This is a genomic window from Oceanicella sp. (assembly GCF_056449545.1).
Map to the genome: position 1 here is coordinate 143081 of NZ_JBWOMN010000029.1, position 18609 is coordinate 161689.

General features: G+C 68.3%; 14 protein-coding genes. 7 read left to right on the forward strand and 7 right to left on the reverse strand.

The annotated features are described in order from the left end of the window. Window positions 1–4: 4 nt before the first annotated feature. Both AC1HC7_RS05485 and AC1HC7_RS05490 read right to left on the reverse strand, forming a co-directional pair. On the reverse strand, window positions 5–1180 hold the full coding sequence (locus AC1HC7_RS05485) for a DUF2333 family protein (protein WP_479495986.1): 1176 nt from the start codon (window positions 1178–1180) through the stop codon (window positions 5–7). A gap of 278 nt (window positions 1181–1458) precedes the next feature. Next, window positions 1459–2160: a type 1 glutamine amidotransferase gene (locus tag AC1HC7_RS05490; protein ID WP_479495985.1), complete on the reverse strand. Its 702-nt coding sequence runs from the start codon at window positions 2158–2160 to the stop codon at window positions 1459–1461. Between the two features lie 209 nt (window positions 2161–2369). Here AC1HC7_RS05490 and AC1HC7_RS05495 point away from each other — a divergent pair, with 209 nt between their 5' ends. The 3 genes from AC1HC7_RS05495 (at window position 2370) to AC1HC7_RS05505 (ending at window position 5437) form a co-directional block, all read left to right on the forward strand. Next, a complete protein-coding gene (locus AC1HC7_RS05495) occupies window positions 2370–3701 on the forward strand; it encodes a glutamine synthetase family protein (RefSeq protein ID WP_479496126.1) in 1332 nt (443 codons plus the stop codon). Then, window positions 3698–4990, forward strand: coding sequence for an NAD(P)/FAD-dependent oxidoreductase (locus AC1HC7_RS05500; protein WP_479495984.1), 1293 nt, complete (start codon window positions 3698–3700; stop codon window positions 4988–4990). The genes AC1HC7_RS05495 and AC1HC7_RS05500 overlap by 4 nt, the downstream gene beginning before the upstream one ends. Before the next feature lie 213 nt (window positions 4991–5203). Further along, window positions 5204–5437, forward strand: a complete 234-nt coding sequence (locus AC1HC7_RS05505; RefSeq protein ID WP_479495983.1) for a hypothetical protein — start codon at window positions 5204–5206, stop codon at window positions 5435–5437. A 64-nt stretch (window positions 5438–5501) separates the two neighbouring features. Here AC1HC7_RS05505 and AC1HC7_RS05510 read toward each other — a convergent pair whose 3' ends face one another. Both AC1HC7_RS05510 and AC1HC7_RS05515 read right to left on the reverse strand, forming a co-directional pair. Beyond that, complete coding sequence (locus AC1HC7_RS05510; protein WP_479495982.1) at window positions 5502–7412, reverse strand: acyl-CoA synthetase; 1911 nt, start codon at window positions 7410–7412, stop codon at window positions 5502–5504. A gap of 139 nt (window positions 7413–7551) precedes the next feature. Next, window positions 7552–9327, reverse strand: coding sequence for an ABC transporter transmembrane domain-containing protein (locus tag AC1HC7_RS05515; protein WP_479495981.1), 1776 nt, complete (start codon window positions 9325–9327; stop codon window positions 7552–7554). A 638-nt stretch (window positions 9328–9965) separates the two neighbouring features. Between AC1HC7_RS05515 and AC1HC7_RS05520 the strand changes: the two genes are divergently transcribed. Both AC1HC7_RS05520 and metG read left to right on the forward strand, forming a co-directional pair. After that, window positions 9966–11195: an MFS transporter gene (locus tag AC1HC7_RS05520; protein WP_479495980.1), complete on the forward strand. Its 1230-nt coding sequence runs from the start codon at window positions 9966–9968 to the stop codon at window positions 11193–11195. Window positions 11196–11276: 81 nt separating this feature from the next. Then, entirely contained in the window at window positions 11277–13013 is a 1737-nt protein-coding gene (gene metG, locus AC1HC7_RS05525) for a methionine--tRNA ligase (protein ID WP_479495979.1), read from the forward strand. A gap of 18 nt (window positions 13014–13031) precedes the next feature. Here metG and AC1HC7_RS05530 read toward each other — a convergent pair whose 3' ends face one another. Beyond that, window positions 13032–13589 carry a hypothetical protein gene (locus tag AC1HC7_RS05530; protein ID WP_479495978.1) on the reverse strand — a complete coding sequence of 186 codons (558 nt, stop codon included), beginning with the start codon at window positions 13587–13589 and terminating at the stop codon, window positions 13032–13034. Next, window positions 13586–14494: a hypothetical protein gene (locus AC1HC7_RS05535; RefSeq protein WP_479495977.1), complete on the reverse strand. Its 909-nt coding sequence runs from the start codon at window positions 14492–14494 to the stop codon at window positions 13586–13588. The genes AC1HC7_RS05530 and AC1HC7_RS05535 overlap by 4 nt, the downstream gene beginning before the upstream one ends. Before the next feature lie 754 nt (window positions 14495–15248). Here AC1HC7_RS05535 and AC1HC7_RS05540 point away from each other — a divergent pair. Both AC1HC7_RS05540 and AC1HC7_RS05545 read left to right on the forward strand, forming a co-directional pair. Further along, the gene (locus tag AC1HC7_RS05540) at window positions 15249–16220 is read left to right on the forward strand and encodes a hypothetical protein (RefSeq protein WP_479498751.1); all 972 of its coding nucleotides are present in this window, start codon (window positions 15249–15251) and stop codon (window positions 16218–16220) included. A gap of 96 nt (window positions 16221–16316) precedes the next feature. Continuing rightward, entirely contained in the window at window positions 16317–17567 is a 1251-nt protein-coding gene (locus AC1HC7_RS05545; protein ID WP_479495975.1) for an adenylate/guanylate cyclase domain-containing protein, read from the forward strand. Between the two features lie 50 nt (window positions 17568–17617). On the opposite strand, the gene AC1HC7_RS05550 is transcribed toward AC1HC7_RS05545, so the two are convergent. After that, window positions 17618–18475 carry a tetratricopeptide repeat protein gene (locus tag AC1HC7_RS05550; protein ID WP_479498752.1) on the reverse strand — a complete coding sequence of 286 codons (858 nt, stop codon included), beginning with the start codon at window positions 18473–18475 and terminating at the stop codon, window positions 17618–17620. Between the last annotated feature and the right edge of the window lie 134 nt (window positions 18476–18609).

Sequence of the window (18609 nt, forward strand, 5' to 3'; positions counted from 1 at the left end):
CCGATCAGCGGTCGATGATGTCGCGCAGCTCCACCATGTTGGCGCGGGCGCGCAGGATGTTCTGGGCCATGGCCGACAGGTGGCTCGGCATCAGCAGCCCGTCGTCGCGCCCGTTGGACACGATCAGCGGCTTGAGCACCGCGGCCTCGGCGATATGGGCCTCCATGCGGTCCCAGACATCCTCCAGATCGCGGCGCTTCAGCACGGTGTCGAAATCGGCGCGCATGGCCTGCATCAGCCCGTGCAGCGCGAACATCTGGCCGCGCGCGCGGTGAAACAGGTTGTCGGCGCGAAAATCGAACCAGCCGCGATTGTTGCCGGGACCGGGCACGAAGATGTCGCGCTTCGGGTCGTAGACCATGCCCAGCGCGCGCTTGCTGAGCTGGTCGGTGGTCGATCCCAGATCCTTTGCCACCCGGTCGAGCATCACCCGCAGATTGTCGGCGCGCACGTCGAACAGCGCGTCGCAGCGCGACAGGCGGGCGTTGTAGCGCTCATACAGCTCGATGGCCCCGCGATAGGAGGACCCGGCCGACGTGGACAGGAACACCAGCTGCTTGTCGAAGGGGTTGTTGAGCACCCAGGCGCGTTCGTTGACCTGCAGGCGCGACTGCGCGCCCTGCAGGTCGCTGTCGGCGCCCGAGGTGCCGCGCACCCGGCCCAGCCGGTCGGTGAGCTCGATGCCGAAGCGGCGCATGATGTCGAGCGCGCCCAGCTGGAACGCCGCCTTGTTGTCGAAGAACGGCGTGTCCGCCCAGTCCACCAGCCCGAAAAAGCCGATGGTGTACATGGGCGTCGCCGGGGCCCAGTCGTTCTGGTTGACCATCATGTCGATCAGCGCCGCCTGCATGCGCACGGTCTGCGAGGGCGCGCAGGTCTTTACGTCCTCGGAGCCGCTTTCCGGGGCGGTCTCCTCGCCCGAAGTCTGCAGCGCCGAACTGACGATCAGCTGCTGGGGATAGCGCATGTCCTCGCCGCGGATCCAGGCGAAGCGCCAGGTCAGGACGCCGAGATAGAGGATGGCGAGGATCACCAGCGTCGGGCGCAGCAGCCGCAGCGCGCGGCGAAAACGCGCCTGCTCGGCCAGCTCCGCCGCGTCGAGCGTGGACGAGCGGGCGAAACCGGTCATCCGCATGAGCCAGTCCCAGATTTCCATGACGAAATCGATGATCGCAGTCATTCGCGCGCTCCGTTGCTAGGCGTCGCTCCCTAGGTAGAGAGGTTTTGCGGCGAGGCCAAGACGCGCCCGCGTCGCAATCGCGCCCCGACTGCGCGCCCCGACTGCGCGCCCCGATTGCGCCCCGATTGCGCCTTGGCGGCCCAAGCGCCGCGCCAATGGCGGATCGGGATCCGCCCTACGGCCTCGATGAGCGCGGCGAGACCATTGCGACGCCGGTCTTCGCGGCGCCGCCCGTCGGGGCGTTTGCGATGGAACCCGGCGGCTGAGCGAAGGCGGACTCAGTCGGATTTCGCGCGGTGCTCGCGAAAGAAATCGGCGATGCGCCCGGCCATCCAGTCCGAATCCAGCGGCAGTTTCATGCGCTCCAGCGCCTCGTCGGCCAGCGGTTCGGGATAGACCGCGCCGCGCCGCTCGGTGATCAGCTGCGACGAGAATTCCCGCGAAAACTCCGGATGCGGCTGATAGCTCAGCGCCGGGCCGTTGCGATAGGCGAGCCCGGCGTGCGCGCAGAACGGCGAGGACGCGATCACTTCGGCGTCGGCGGGCTTTTCGACCACCTGATCCTGATGCGAGGCCAGCACGGTGATCTCGCCGCCGGTCTCGGCGCTGGCATAGGTCTGGGCCCCGATGCCCCAGCCCTTGGGCGATTTTTCCACTCGCCCGCCAAGCGCCTGCGCCAATAGCTGGTGACCAAAGCAGATCCCCACCACCGGCGTCCCGGCGGCGTAGGCGCGGCGCACGAAATCCTCAAGCGCCGCGATCCAGGGCAGGTCGTCATAGACCCCGAATTTCGATCCGGTGAGCAGCCAGCCCTCGGCCTCGCCAGGGTCGCGCGGCATCTCGCCCTCGTAGACCTTCCATGCGGCCAGCTCCAGCCCGCGGCCGGCCAGCAGCGTCTCGAACATATGGGTGAAGGATTCGCCGTGCTCGTCACGCATATGCGCCGCCACATCGCCGGTTTCGAGGATGCCGATCAGCATGTTGAAGCCTTTCGTTTTTTGTGATCACAAGATATAACGACCGGAGCGCGGCAACGCCAGCGCCGTTTCGAGGACAGGCCAGGCATGGCCCGGATCGACGGCGCCCGGGGGACTCGCCGGCGAAAACAACGGCGGATACGGAGCAATCCATGAAAAAGATCACCCCGGACATCAGCCTCGCGGCATCGCCCCAGCTTGGTCCCGACGACATGGAGGCGCTGCGCGAATGGGTGCGCACGCATCGCGTCGAGGAAATCGAATGCGTGACCCCGGATTTCGCCGGCATCGCGCGCGGCAAGGTGATGCCGGCCTACAAGTTCGTGCGCGAATCCGAATCCCGGCTGCCGATCTCGATCTTCTTCGCGGTGATCACCGGCGAATACGCCGACGCGCCGCATCCCGAATTGTATTCCGACGGCGACATCACCCTGATCCCCGACCTGTCCACCGCGCGCGCCGTGCCCTGGGCGGGCGAGGCGTCGCTGCAGATCATCCATGACGTCTATGACCGCGACGGCGTGGCGATCCCCTTCGCCCCGCGCGAGGTGCTGCGCCGGGTGCTGCGCGCCTATGACGCCCGCGGCTGGACCCCCGTCGTGGCGCCTGAGCTGGAATTCTATCTCACCAAGCCCAACACCGATCCGGATTATCCGCTCGAACCCCCGATTGGCCGGTCGGGCCGCCAATCCACCGGCAGCCAGGCGTTTTCCATGTCCGCCGTGGACGAGTTCGATTCGGTGATCGAGCACATCTACGACTACGCCGAGGCCCAGGGGCTGGAGATCGACACCATCATCCAGGAGGCCGGCGCCGCGCAGCTGGAAATCAACCTGCTGCACGGCGACGCCATGCAGCTCGCCGATCAGGTGTTCCTGTACAAGCGGCTGATCCGCGAGGCGGCGCTGCGCTGCGGCTGCTACGCCACCTTCATGGCCAAGCCCATGGCCAAGCAGCCGGGCAGCGCCATGCACATACATCAGTCGATCCTCGACCGCGACGGGCGCAACATCTTCACCGGCGCGGACGGCGAACCGACCGCGGAGTTCAGCCATTTTCTGGGCGGCCAGCAAAAACATCTGCCGGCGGCGACCCTGCTGATGGCGCCCTATGTCAATTCCTATCGGCGGCTGGTGGCCTTCATGTCGGCGCCGGTGAATCTGGAATGGGGCCATGACAACCGCTCCACCGGGCTGCGGGCGCCCCGCGCCAAGCCGGCCGCGCGCCGGGTCGAGAACCGGGTGAGCGGCGCCGACGCCAACCCGTATCTGGCCATCGCCGCCTCGCTCGCCGCCGGGCTGCTGGGCATCGAGGAAAAGATCGCGCCCCGCGATCCGGTCGCGGGCATGGCCTACGAACATAACCGCGACCTGCCCTGGTCCATGCTCGAAGCCGTGGACCGGCTGGAGGCGTCAGCGCCGCTCGGCCGCGTTCTGGGCGAGAGATTCGTGGAAATATATTGCAACATCAAGCGTTTCGAACATGACGAGTTCATGACCGTCATCAGCCCCTGGGAACGCGAACACCTGCTGTTGAACGTATGACCCTGCTGCATCGCAACGACCGGCGCGGGGCGCATGCGCCATCCTGGTACGCCGAGACCGCGCATCCCCTGCCCGAGCAGCCGCCCCTGCAAGGCGAAACCCGCGCCGATGTCTGCATCATCGGCGGCGGCATCACCGGGCTGTCGAGCGCGCTGCATCTGGCGGAGCGCGGCGTCGACGTGGCGCTGGTCGAAGCGCATCGCGCGGGCTGGGGCGCCTCGGGGCGCAACGGCGGGCAGGTCGGGGTCGGGCAGCGCATCGAGCAGCCGGAGCTTGAGGCCCGCGTCGGGCGCGACGCCGCCCGCGACGCCTGGAAAATCGGCCTCGACGCGGCGCAGCTGGTGCGCGATCTGATCGAGCGCCACCAGATCGACTGCGCCTACAAGCCGGGGGTGATGCATGTGAACCACCGCGCCCGCCACGACGCCCATTCCCGGGCGCATGTGGCGCATATGCGCGAGGTCTACGGCTATGACGGACTGGACTTCCTGACCCGCGATCAGGTCGCCGAGCGCCTCGGCGCCGTCGGCTGCTTCGGCGGCGAACTCGACCGCAACGCCGGCCATCTGCATCCGCTGAATTTTTCGCGCGGCCTGGCCAGGGCCGCGCTCGCGGCGGGGGCGCGGATCTTCGAGATGACCGAGGCGACAGGCGTCGACGGCACGAATGTCGCCACCGAGGCGGGCCTTGTGAAGGCCGATACGGTGATCCTGGCCTGCAACGGCTATCTGGGCGGGCTGGCGGCGGAGGTCGCGGCGCGGGTGATGCCGATCAACAATTTCGTGCTCGCCACCGAGGCGTTGCCCGAGGATCGCGCCCGGTCGCTGATCCGCGACGACGTGGCCGTGGCCGACAGCCGATTCGTGGTCAACTACTACCGATTGTCCGAGGACCGGCGCTTGCTGTTCGGGGGCGGCGAAAGCTATGGCGACGTTTTTCCCCGCGACATCAAGGCGTTCGTGCGCAAGCGGATGCTGAAGGTTTTCCCGCAGCTCGGCGACGTGAAGATCACCCATGGCTGGGGCGGCACGCTGGCCATCACCCTCACCCGCCTGCCGGTGTTCGCCGAGATCCGCGCCGGGGTGATCAACGCCTCGGGCTATTCGGGATCGGGCGTGGCGCTCGCCGCCATGGCCGGGCCGATCCTGGCCGAGGCGCTGCAGGGGGAGCGCGCCCGCTTTGACGCCATGGCCGCCCTGCCCGCCCCGCGCTTTCCCGGCGGCGCGGCGCTGCGCCGCCCGACCCTGATCGCGGCGATGCTGCTGGCGCGCCTGCGCGACGCGCTGTGACCGCCTGACGGGGGCGTCGGGCGGTCGGTTCGCCGTGGGGTTGCGTCAAGCCCGATTTCTCCGAAAAACCGGCGCATTTTGACGCGCGCGTTAACTTCGAGGTGGTGGCTGGCGTCTAGGCTTGGTCCCGTCGCCCTTCGGCCTGCGCTTGGGGGCGGCGTTGGGGGAGCCCCGCGGTTGGGTCGCGGGTCTGTATTGGGGGGAGCAATGGATATGAACACCTGGCCCGGATTTTTCCGCGACCTGTCCATGTGGCTCGGGATCATTTGCGTGGTGTTTTTCGCCGCGCTGTGGATGCTGTCGAGCCGCAACGAATTTCTAGGCGCCGCGGGGGGCACCTGGGCGATCGCGCAGGTCTTCGCGGGGTTGGCGAGCTATGCGGAGCGCCGCGCGCAATCCCGCCCGGCGACGGGGGCGCGATTGCGGCCATCCTCGGAACAGGCGTGACGCGCGGCGCCGCCCGGAACGCCGAACGGGCCGCGACCGGGTGCGGCGCGCCGCCGCCCCCGCCTCAGCGGTCAACGACCTCGTAGGGGCGCGGAAACGCGCTGAGCGCGGCGTGCACCGCCGCGGCGTCAAGCTTGCTGACGCCGCCCGGCGCCACATGGGCGACCAGCCCCAGACGCTTGTCCTCGATCACCTCGATCGAGGCCGAGATCCCGGCCTTCTCCAACGCCTCGCCATAGACGCGACTGATGGCGCGTTTGCGCAGGTCCGGCTTGAACACCTTGCCGACGGCGGTTTTCGGCAGTTCCTCCAGCACCTCCACATGCTTGGGATGGGCGGCGCGTTCGGCGACCCGCTCCTGCGCCCAAGCCATCAGTTCGGCGGAAGACGCCTCGCCGCCGGCGATCAGCTCCACATAGGCGCAGGCGACCTCGCCGGAATGGGCGTCGGGCTGGCCGATGGCGCCGACGAAGGCCACCGCCGGATGCCCGGCCAGCGCCTCCTCGATCACCGCCGGGTCGATGTTGTGGCCGCCGCGGATGATCAGGTCCTTGGCCCGCCCGGTGATCCACAGATAGCCGTCGGAATCGATGCGCCCCAGATCGCCGGTGCGCAGATGCCCGCCGTCGGCGTAGAGCGAGACGTTCTTCTCCGGCTCGGTGTAGGTGGCGCCGGGACGCACCCCGGGGTTGGAGATGCAGATCTCGCCGATCTCGTCCACGGCGCATTCCTTCGTGACCGCGCCGAGGGCGTCGCAATGCAGGATGCGCAGGTCGGTATAGGGGAAGGGGATGCCCACGGAACCGATCTTTCGCTGTCCGTCCATGGGGTTGCAGGACACAAGACAGGTCGCCTCGGTCATGCCGTAGCCTTCGAGGATCTTCACCCCGGTGGCGCTTTCGAACTGCTTGAACAATTCCTGAGGCAAGGGCGCGGACCCGCAAAGCGCGAAGCGCAGGCTGGACAGGTCGGCGTCGACCTTGCGCTGCATCAGCGCCGCGGCGGCGGTGGGCACGGTCACCATGAAGGACACTTTCCAGCGCGCCACCAGTTTCCAGAAATTGTCGAACACCCCGTCGCCGCGATACCCCGCCGGGGTCGGCATCACCATATGGGCGCCCGAGGCCACGCAGCTCATCAGGATCGGATAGGCGGCGAACACGTGAAACAGCGGCAGCGGGCACAGCACCGTGTCGGTCGAATTCAGCATCAGATAATCGGAAATCCAGCCCTGATAGATCATGCCGCGATGGTCGTGCTGGGCCAGCTTCGGCATCCCGGTGGTGCCGCCGGTGTGGAAATAGGCCCCGATGCGGCTTTCGTCGCCGCTTTCCTCGAAATCCAGCGCGTCGGCGCGTTCGCGGGCCATTTCGGCGTTGAAGTCCAGCGCCTGTGCGGTCGTGGGCTGCGCCTTGGGCCGGATCATCGGGATCAGCCAGCTCAGCGGCGGGCTGAGATAGCGCTTCAGATCCACCTGCAGGATGGTCTTCACGTCGGGCGCCAGGGCGACGGCGGCGGCGGCCTTGTCGGCGATGTCGCTTTTCGGGAACGGCGCCAGCGTCACCAGCACCCTGGCCCCGGATTCGCGCAGGATGGCGCCGATCTGCTCGGGCTCCAGCAGCGGATTGAGCGGATTGACGATCCCCGCCGTGGCCCCGGCGAGGAGCGCGACCGCGGTCTCGTTGCAATTGGGCAGCAGATAGGCGACGGCGTCGCCCTCCTCGACCCCGAGGCGGCGGAACAGGTTGGCGGCCTGGGTGACGCGCGCGCGGCATTCGGCCCAGGTCAGGGTCTCGGCCTTGTCGGTCGGGCCGGATTTGATCTGGAAGCTGATCGCCGACCGGTCGGGATGCGCGGCGGCGGTCTCGGACAGCAATTCATAGACGGATCGCGCGCTCCAGCGTTCGGCGACCGGGGTTTTCTCGACCGCGATCTTGTCGTCGAGCGTGGCGAAAGTCCTGGGCGTATGCGTCATTCTCGTTCTCCCCGCGTCACCGGCCGGTCGCGGCGATCCGCGCTGACGCGCGCCTGGCGACGGCTTTTTGCCAGAATACATGATTGCCGGGAAGGGCGGGCGCAACAATTACCCGACGTCAGGGCGCCGCGCCGCGCGCCTAGGCCTGGGTGAATTGCAGCCGGGCCAGCCGCGCGTAAAGCCCGTCCTGGGCGCTCAGGGTCGCGTGATCGCCCTCGGCGACGATGCGCCCGCCTTCGAGCACGATGATGCGGTCGGCCTTCTTCACCGTGGCCAGCCGATGGGCGATGACCAGCGTGGTGCGCCCGTGCGACAGCGCCTCCACCGCCGCCTGCACCGCCTGTTCGCTTTCCGCGTCCAGCGCCGAGGTCGCCTCGTCCAGCAGCAGCACCGGCGCGTCGCGCAGGATGGCGCGGGCGATGGCGATGCGCTGCTTCTGCCCGCCCGACAGCATCACCCCGCGTTCGCCGACGAAGCTGTCATAGCCTTCGGGCAGCGCGGCGATGAAGTCATGGGCGGCGGCGGCGCGGGCGGCGGCCTCGACCTCGGCGTCGCTGGCCTCGGGGCGCCCGAAGCGGATGTTGCCCGCGACGCTGTCGGCGAAGATCGCCGGGGATTGGCTGACCAGCGCGAACTGGCTGCGCAGGGTCTCGGGCGTCAGATCGGCGATATTCACCCCATCAAGCCGGATGCGCCCCGAATTAGGATCGTAGAAGCGCAGCAGCAACTGGAACAGCGTGGTCTTGCCCGCCCCCGAGGGCCCCACCACCGCCACGGTTTCGCCCGCCGCGATGTTGAGCGAGACATCGTGCAGCGCCGGGGCGTCCGGGCGCGCGGGGTAGCGGAAGGTGACCGCGTCGAACCCCACCGCGCCGCGGCTGGGATCGGCCAGCGCCGCCGGCGCCGCGGGCGGGGCGACGCTGTCCTCGGATTCGAGCAATTCGATCAGCCGCTCGGTGGCGCCCGCGGCGCGCTGCACCTCGCCCCAGACCTCGGACAGCGCGCCCACCGAGCCCGCCACCATCACCGCGTAGATCAGGAACTGCACCAGCTCGCCCGGCGAGATCACCCCCGCGCGCAGGTCCCGCGCGCCGATCCACAGCACCCCGACCACCCCGGTGAACACCAGGAAGATGATGATCGCCGCCAGCTGCGCGCGCGCCACGATGCGCTTGCGCGAGGCCTCGTAGGCGGCTTCGGTCAGCGCCCCGAACTGGGCGCGCGACGCGGCCTCGTGGGTGTAGGCCTGCACGGTCTGGGCTTCCTGAAGGGTTTCGGAGGCCTGGGCCGAGCTTTCGGCCACCTTGTCCTGGCTTTCCCGCGACAGGCGGCGCACCTTGCGCCCGATGATCAGGATCGGCAGCACCACCAGCGGCACCAGCAGCAATTCATAGGCCGACAGCTTGGGCGAGGTCCAGACCATCAGCGCCAGCCCGCCGATCAGCAGCAGCACGTTGCGCAGCGCGATGGAGATCGACGAACTGACCACCGACAGGATCAGCGTGGTGTCCGTGGTCAGGCGGCTCAGCACCTCGCCGGTCATCAGCCGTTCGTAAAAGGCCGGGCTCATGCCGATGACCTTGTCATAGACCGCCTTGCGCAGGTCGGCGATCACCCGTTCGCCGAGCCGCGTCACCAGATAGTACCGCGCGGCGGTGGCCAGCGCCAAGGCGGCGGCGATGGCGATGGCGGCCATGAAATACTGGTCCATGAGGAACGTCGATTCGGCCGAGAACCCGTTCACCACCCGCCCGGCGGCGATCGGCAGCGCCAGGTTGAGCATCGTCGTCACCAGCAGCATCGCCGCCGCGCCCCAGGCCAGCGACCTGTAGGGCGCGATGAACGGCGCAAGCCGGCGCAACGACCCGACGGATTTCGATTTGGCGCGTTCGGTGGGGGACTCGATCTGGGACAAGGTCTCTGCTTTCTCGGGCGCTGCGCGGGCGGGGCGCCGCAAGGATGTAGCAACGCAGCGGCCCAGCCACAATGCGCCTTGCGCCGAATCAGGGCGCGCAAGCCGCGCCCCCGCCGCCGGAGGCCGCGCCCCGCCGGGCCGGCGCGCGGGTCGGCAGGGGGCGAATTCCGGACGCCCGCCGCGCCGCTAGGGAAAAATTTACCTCGGGCGGCGATCATCACGGGGGTCCGCGGCGACGCTCGCCGCGGATGACGTTTCGCGACACTTGTCCCTCGTGAGAACGCGAAGCCGCCATCGCCCGGACGGTCCGCGCCATCGGCGCCGATCATCCAGTTTCCGGGTCGTGCATGGCCCGATGCGGCGCCGGTTGCGTCGTGCGCCCTCCGGGCGGCGTCCAGGGTCTCGCGGCCCTGCCAACGCCCATCCCGGAGGGTTTTTTTTGGCTTTTTGTTCGATTGGCGGGCGGGAGCCCGCGGGTTGGCGATGAATCGCCCGGCCATGCCGTCGCCTCCCCCATCCGGAAAAAACCGCCGCCGCTGCGAAAAAGCCTGTCCGCGACGCGGGCGGGTCGTTCGCGGACGCGCGGGCGGCGGCGGCGGCGGACATGCTCGGGCTTTCCCACCGGGACCCCTGATAGCATGCGTCTGCTGATTTCCTTCGCCGCGCTGTTCCTGTCGATCGTCTTCGTGCAGCTCGGCTCGGGCGCGCTCGGGCCGCTGGACGCGCTGTCGGGCGCGGCGCTGGGGTTCTCGACGGCCGAGATCGGCCTGCTCGGCTCGGCGCATTTCGTCGGTTTCTTCGTCGGCTGCTGGAGCGCGCCGCGCATGATGGGGCGCATCGGTCATTCCCGCGCCTTCGCCGCCTTCGCCGCGTCGGGGGCGATCGGCGCGCTGGCGCACCCGCTGTGGCAGGATCCGGCGTTCTGGGCGGCGCTCAGGGTGCTGACCGGGATCGCCGTCGCCGGCGCCTACACGGTGATCGAGGGCTGGATGCAGGCCAAGGTCACCAACGCCAATCGGGGGCGGGCGCTGGGGGTCTACCGGCTGGTGGATCTCAGCGCCTCGCTGGGGGCGCAGGCGATGATCGCGGTGCTGCCGCCGGCGTCTTACGTGTCCTACAACATTCTCGCGCTGCTGGGCTGCCTGTGCCTGTTTCCGCTGACGCTCACCTCCAGCAAGGCGCCGGTGATGCCGGGCGCCCCGCGCCTGCGCCCGATCCAGGCCATGCGCCTGTCGCCGCTGGCCGCCGCCGGGGTGCTGGTCACCGGCATGTCGATGCCGGCGTTTCGCATGATCGGCCCGATCTACGGTCAGCAGATCGGGTTGAACGCCAGAGGCATCGCGCTGTTTCTGGGGGCGGCGGTGCTGGGCGGCGCCGCGGCGCAGATCCCGGTGGGCTGGATCGCCGACAAGCTTGACCGCCGCCATGTGCTGATCGGGCTGTCGCTGGCCTCGACCGCGGCCAGCGCCGCCATCGCCCTCGACCCGGGCGGTTCGCCGCAATCCGTGCATCTCGGGGCCTTCGCCTTCGGGCTGTTCGCGTTTCCGATTTTCTCGATCTCCTCGGCTCATGCCAATGATTTCGCCGCGCCGGATTTCGTCGCCGAGCTCAACGCCTCGCTGCTGTTCATCTATGGGCTCGGGGCCATCGCCAGCCCGTATTTCGCGTCGCGCCTGCTGGAGGCCTACGGCCCGCCATCCCTGTTCGCGATGATCGGGCTCATGCATGCGGGGCTCGCCATGTTCAGCGTGCTGCGGATGCTGAAACGGCCCACGGCGGCGGTCCGCACGCCGTATCGCTATCTGCCGCGCACCTCCTTCCTGCTGGGGCGACTGATGCGGCGGCGGCGGGATCGGGATCGCCCCTGAAAACCGCCGCTCTCGCCCCCCGCCGCGCGATCCGCTATGAAGCCCCGACTCGGACATCCCACACCAAAAGTCAGGCGCGACATGGCCCGCATTCTCATCACCTCCGCCCTGCCCTACATCAACGGCGTCAAGCATCTGGGCAATCTGGTCGGATCCCAGCTGCCCTCGGACGCCTATGCGCGGGTCATGCGCCAGCGCGGGCACGAGGTGCTGCTGATCTGCGCCACCGACGAACACGGCACCCCGGCCGAACTGGCCGCCGCCAAGGCCGGCAAGCCGGTGGCCGAATTCTGCGCCGAGATGTACGAGGTGCAGAAGTCGATCGCCGAGGGGTTCAGGCTCAGCTTCGATCATTTCGGGCGTTCCTCGTCGGCGCGCAATCGCCAGCTGACCCAGCACCTCGCCGGGCGGCTCGCCGACGCCGGGCTGATCGAGGAGGTGATGGAGCGCCAGGTCTATTCGCCCGAGGACGGCCGCTACCTGCCCGATCGCTACATCGAGGGCACATGCCCCAATTGCGGCTACGATCGCGCCCGCGGCGATCAATGCGAGAACTGCACCAAGCAGCTCGACCCCACCGACCTGCTGAACCCGCGCTCGGCGATCTCCGGCGCCACCAATCTCGAGGTGCGCGCAACCAAGCACCTGTATCTGCGCCAGAGCCTGATGCGCGAGAAGCTCGCCGCCTGGATCGATTCGAAAACCGACTGGCCGGTGCTGACCACCTCGATCGCCAGAAAATGGCTCAATGACGGCGACGGGCTGCGCGATCGGGGCATCACCCGCGATCTCGACTGGGGCGTGCCGGTGAAACGCGGCGACTGCGACTGGCCCGGCATGGAGGGCAAGGTTTTCTACGTGTGGTTCGACGCCCCCATCGAATACATCGCCGCCACCGCCGAATGGGCCGACGCCACCGGGCAGGATGACAGCGCATGGCAGCGCTGGTGGCGCGAGGATCTGGGCGCCGCGGATGTGCGCTATGTCGAATTCATGGCCAAGGACAACATCCCGTTTCACACGCTCAGCTTCCCGGCGACGCTGATGGGGGCGAATTTCGACGGCGCGGAGCCGTGGAAGCTGGTGGATTACATCAAGGGCTTCAACTGGCTCACCTATGACGGCGGCAAGTTTTCGACCTCGCAGGGGCGCGGGGTGTTCATGGATCAGGCGCTGGACATCCTGCCCCCGGATTACTGGCGCTGGTGGCTGCTGGCCAACGCGCCCGAATCCGGCGACAGCGATTTCACCTGGGAAAACTTTCAGGCCGGGATCAACAAGGATCTCGCCGACGTGCTGGGCAATTTCGTCAGCCGGGTGACCAAGTTCTGCCGCGCCCGCTTTGGCGAAGCGGTCCCCGGGGGCGGCGAATACGGCGCGCCCGAACGCGCGGTGATCACCGAAATCGCCGTGCGTCTGAAGGCCTATGACTCCCACTGGGACGCGATCGAGATCCGCAAGGCCGCCGCCGAGTTGCGCGCCATCTGGGTTGCGGGCAACGAATACCTGCAGCGCGCCGAGCCCTGGGCGAAGTTCAAGACCGACCCCGACGCCGCCGCCGTTGCCATCCGCTTCGCGCTCAACCTGATCCGGCTATACGCGATCCTGTCGCGCCCCTTCATTCCCGACGCTTCCGACAGGATGCTGACGGCGCTGGGGCTCGACGCGCGCGCCGCGCAGGACTGGCCCGACGAGATCGGCGCCGCCCTTGACGCGCTCGCCCCCGGCCATGCCTTCACCGTGCCCGAACTGCTGTTCGCCAAGATCACCGACGAGGCGCGCGCCGACATGGCGGCGCGGTTCGCCGGCGCGGCCTGAACCGCGCCGCCCGGGGGCTCAGGGCAGCCGGATCGCCAGCATCGCCGCCTCGATCGCTGCGAGGTTTTCGGGACCGGCCTGCCAGACCGTCAGACCGAGGCTCACTTCGCCGACCTCGCTGACCTCCAGCCCCGGCGCGCGCAGCGCCAGCAGATAGCGCCGCGCGGGCGCGACCGTCGGGGCGCAGGCGCGTTGGATCTGCGCCTTGCGCCCGTCAATCGTCACCTCGCGCAGATCGTATTGCGCGAAGGCCGGCAGCCGGACGAAAGGCCCGTTCCAGGGCGAGCGGTCGAAATCCAGGGTGAACGTCTCGGCGATCGCCTGCCCGACGCGCCCGGCCCCCGGCTCGATCTCCACCACCGTGTCCGGCGGCAGCGGCATGGCGAATGCGCCGGCCACGTCGCGCGGGCGCCAATCCGCCGGGACCGCGCCGCCGACGGCCTCGGGCAAGGCGCAGGGCCCGGCCGCCGCCGGCGCGCCGGGGCTGGACGCGAACGCGCAGAACGCCAGCCCCGCCAGGGCGCGCCGCATCCCGCCGCCGATGCGCCCGCCATCGTCTTGTCGCGCCCGGCTCACGTCGCCGATCCCCTGCGTCGCCCGCGCAGACCCGCAAGCCCGGCGATCGCCGAGACCAGCAGCAGCCCCGCGCCCGGAATCGGGACCTGGGACACCGCGCCGCCGCCGACTCCGCCGTCCGGCACGCTGATGAGGCTGTCGGTGACCAGATACGGGGAGATGGAAATGAACTGCGCCCCCAGCGCCCCCTGGATCAGCGGGCTTGGCCCGTTGCCCTCGAAAATCCCCAGCCCGAGGATCTGTGACGCCTGCAGCGCATCCAGCGAGGTGTTGTGGTTGAGCCGCGCCGCCATCAGATTGGCGGTCCTGGAATAGGTGGGCGCCTTGCCCGCGTGGAACAGGTTGAGATTGTGGGCGATTTCATGGGCCAGCAGCTCCGCGCCGTAGGACCCGTCGGCGTATCCGGCCTCCACCGCGATGGCGTTCCCCGGGGTCTTGCCGCAGCCGACGACGCCCTTGTTGAAGCCGCCGCAATAGTCGATCCGATCAACGAAATACAGGCTGATGGTCCGATTCACCGCGCCGCCCGGTCCATATAGCGGGTCGTTGAGCGCGAACAGCGCCGACATTTCGGCGCTGGTGGTGACCTGCACCAGTTCGGGCGCGACGATCTGCACCACCGGGTTGAAACGGATGTCGATGGGATTGGCGCCGAAGCTGGCCTGGCTGAAAATCTGGTCCAGTTCGGCCTCGCGGGTGTTGATCGCGCCGTCCGGCGGCGCGACGGCGCTGAATTCGACCGCAGAGGGATCAGCCCCCTGTTCGGTTTCGCCCGGGCTTTGCGGCGCGCTCTGGCCCTGCGGCGCGAATTCGCGCATCGCGTTCGCTGTGCCGCCGGTTCGGGGTTGAAGATCGAACATGGTCAGGCTGGCCGCATGGGCGCCGCCCGCCATGGCGAGGATCACGCACAGGGCTGCGCCCTGCGCAAGCGGAGCCGCGCTCCGCCCACTGGGTAGCAAAGACATACTCTACGCGTCCTTTGCACAACGCGACGGATACGCCCGCCGCAAAAAGCCAAGCCACACTCACATCGTCACGCCGCGATCCTTGCTCGCAAGACCGGACAAGGTCGTCGGATCACGGCATTTCGTTCACACTCGTGTCATTATCCATCCAACCATCGGGAAAACAAGCGCAATTTTAGACATCGCCCCCATGGTTGGTGGTTCATGAATGCGGCGGCAAGGTGTTTGCCCTGTGTTGACAAGGTCTTGGCGCCACGCCGCGACAGCCTGATTTTCACCGGTCAGCAGCGGCGATTCACCGGGCGGACGCGGCCGCAAAACCCGAATCACACCGCCCCGACCTGCCCCGTTTCATTCGATTTTTCGCGGCGTGAGGCGCAATCGGCCTGGTTTCGGCCAGACGCTGCGACACCCCCGTTTCGCGGCGGCCCCGGCCAACAAGGTTTTGAGTTATAGGGGGATATCGAAGCCGTCACAAATATGAACGTGGATGAATTCATCTTCGTTTATGAAGAAAACGCGCTTTTTCGCACAATCAGACTGGACATAAATGGTTAAAATGGGCGATTGGCGAACTGCACGAAAGATAAATGCGCCAGACACGCTCAGTGTTGGTGAATCTGTAAACCAGTGTCGGCATAGCTTTGCCTAAGGGCGATTCGCCGCGTAGTGAATAACAAGGGATGACCAGCGTATGTCTTTGAATATCGGCGTTCGGGCCGTAAGCCCGATCAGTTTCGCCGCCGCCTTGATCCTGGCGCAGTTCGCAACCCCCGCATCGGCCACGACCGTGTTCGACGCCGCAAGTCAGGCGCATGGCGACACGCATGCCGGCACGCATGCCGACGGAGAGCTGTTCTCCATTTCGGCGCCGGTCGAGGCCGCCAATGCGGCGAGGCGGTCGCGCAACGGGCGCTCGAAGAAAATCTATCCCGCCAACACCCGGGAAAAGGCGCTCGACCGGATCTTCAGCCAGTCCAGCTTTGGCGACCATCCCATCGACATCCGTTTCAATCCGCTGGTGGAACTGGCGGCGCCGTCGCTGGTCAAGGTGACCACGCGTTCGGAGATCAACGAGCTGTTCAGCCTGACCCCGCCGATGCGCACGGCGCGCGGCGCGATCAACAAGACCATCAGCCTCTATTACGTGCAATCGCTCGACTTCTGCTCGTTCAAGTCGCGCTCCATCGTCGGCTGCGGCAAGACCCCGGGCAACCAGATCGCGGTGGAGGCGAAATTCGCCGGCAGCTCGCGCTATGGGGCGGAACTGCTCGGGCATGAGCTCGGGCATGCGCTCAACCTGTTCCATGCGGGCAAGGCGCCGACCTATTCGGCGCGGCGCAATCTGATGGCCGGGCGGCTCAACGGCAGCACGGCGATCGATTCCATGCAGGTCTCCATGCTGTTCGGCGAGGGCAGGTTCAGCTTCTTTGGCGGCTCCAGCCTGATCCAGAAGGACCAGCAAGGCTATTTCGTCGAGATCAGCCCCTATTTCATCGTATCCAGATCCTCCTCCGGCAACGTCGCCGGGCTTGGCGACGACGGCAATGACAGCACCCGGTTTTCGGGCACGCTGGCGCCCGTGCCGCTGCCCGGCGCCGGCGCGCTGCTGCTCTCCGGGCTTGCCGCCATGGCGGGGATCGGGCGGATCAGGCGCAGCGCCTGACGCTGCTGCGCCGCCCTCGCCCGCTAGCCGGGTCGGGGCGGCGCGCCTTTGCGGGCACGGGTTGGAGGCGGGCGCGATCGCGCCTATCTTGAGCCCATGACCCATCAGACCCTGACCGCCGAGATCGAAAGCTGGCTGATCGACGAGACCCTCGGGGACCCCGACATCGTCGAACTGTTCGGCACGCTCTGCACCCGCCTGCACGCCATCGGTCTGCCGCTGGAGCGCGCGGCGCTGAGCTGGCCGACCCTGCACCCGCTGTTTCAGGCCGAGCAGATCTACTGGCGCCTCGGCGAGGGCGCGCAGCTCTATCAGGTGCGCCACGGCGACATGCCCACCGACGCATTCGAGAAAAGCCCGTTCCAGCATGTGCTGACCCACCGCCTGACGCGCCTGCGCCGCCGTCTGGCCGGCCCCGAGGCGGTGATCGATTTTCCGGTGCTGGTTGCGCTGAAGGCCGACGGCTTCACCGACTATCTGATGACCTCGACCCTGTTCACGATCGCCGAAGTCGAGAGCTACCGCGGCGGCGGCAGCGGCATCATGGCCAGCTGGGCGACCCGGCGCGAGGGCGGCTATTCCAGCGCCGACCTGAAATCCATCAGCCGCATCCAGCGGATATTCGCGGTCGCCTGCCGCGCCGCGATCCAGAAACGGGTGATGGTCAACCTCGCCAACACCTATCTGGGCGCCACCGCCGCCAAGCGGGTGCTGGCCGGCGAGATGCGCCGCGGCGCCGGCGAACGCATCCGCGCCGTGGTCTGGTATTCGGACCTGCGCAAGTCCACCCGGATCTCCAACGGCATGCAGCCCGACCTCTATCTCGAACTGCTGAAATGCTACTACGACTGCACCGCGCTGAAGGTGATCGAGGAGGGCGGCGAGATCCTCGATTTCATCGGCGACGCGGTGCTGGCGATCTTTCCCATCGAGCACGGAGTCGGCGAACCCGACGCGGTGCGCGCCGCCACCCGGGCCATGGAGGGCGCGCTCGACATGCGCGAGGAAAAGCTCAGGCGCGGGGCGGTGGTCGGCATGTCCAAGGACATGCGGTTCTCGGTGTCCATGGCCATCGGCGAAGTGATGTTCGGCAATATCGGCGTGCCGCAGCGCCTGACGTTTTCGGCGATCGGACCGGTGGTCAACATGCTGTCGCGGCTCGACGAGATGACCAAGGCGCTGGGGCGTTCGGTGCTGGTGACGGCGGAGGTGGCGCGGGTGGACCCGGCGCACTGGACCGGCATCGGGCCCCATGTGGCGCGGGATTTCGACGAGCCGCTGGATCTGTTCACCCGCGCCTGCACCCGCGACGCCTTCGCGCCCGCCGCGCTGTCCGCCGCCGGCTAGCGACGCGCGGCGGCCCCGAACATCCGAACAATGGCGCGCGGCCTTCGAATTCACCCCTGAATGGCGCGGATGCGCTCGGTGAGCCATTCCGCCTGATGCCCCAGTTCGAAGGCGCGGCGGAAATCCTTGTTGGCGCCCTCGCGATCGCCCAGCCGGTCGCGCAGCAGACCGCGCGCCACATGGGGCTGGCTCCAGAACGGGTCGAGCTGCATGGCCGCGGCGTAATCCTCGGCCGCGCCGCGCGGGTCGTCGCGTTCGCGCGCCAGGCCGCGCTGCAGATGCGCCGAGGCGTCGCCGGGCGCCAGCCGCAGCACCCGCGTGAACGACTCCGCCGCCTCGCGCCGCCGTTCCAGCGCCGCCAGCGCCATGGCGCGGTTGAACAGCGCGTCCACGTTCTCGCGATCCTTCGCCAGCACCCGGTCGAAATCCTGCAGCGCCAGATCCGCCACGCCGCGTTTCAGATAGAACGCGCCCCGCCCCATCAGGCTGCCCGCGTCGCCGGGTTTCAGGCGCAGGGCGGTCTGGTAATCGGCCAGCGCGCCGCGCACCTGCCCCCGCGACGCCCGCGACAGCGCCCGGTTGGGATAGAGCGCGAAAAACCCGGGATCCACCGCTTCGGCCCGGTCATAGGCGGCCAGCGCGTCGCCATGGCGGCCCAGTTCGGCGTTGGCGACGCCGATATTGGTCCAGGCGGCGGCCTGCTCGCGCTTGTCCAGCCCGCCCCATTTCAGCGCCCGACGGCAGGAATCCGCCATCCCGGCGGCCGAGGCGTCGGGGCTCATGCAGGTCTCGAAATAGGGGTTGGCGGCGGCGGGGCCGGGCGCCAGCCACAGCGCCGCCGCGATCAGCGCCGCCAGTCCGCCGCGCGGGAATGCGATGACGGGCGCGGGACGGGGAAGGGGGCGCATGGGCAAGCCTCGAACATCAGGACTCCGGCGGGATCCGGCCCGCCCACCCTAGCCGCCGGGGTGGTGAAATAAAGGCCCTGCAAGGGCATTTGCGCGCAATTTCGCTTGACCCGCCCCCGCCGCCCCGGCATCGC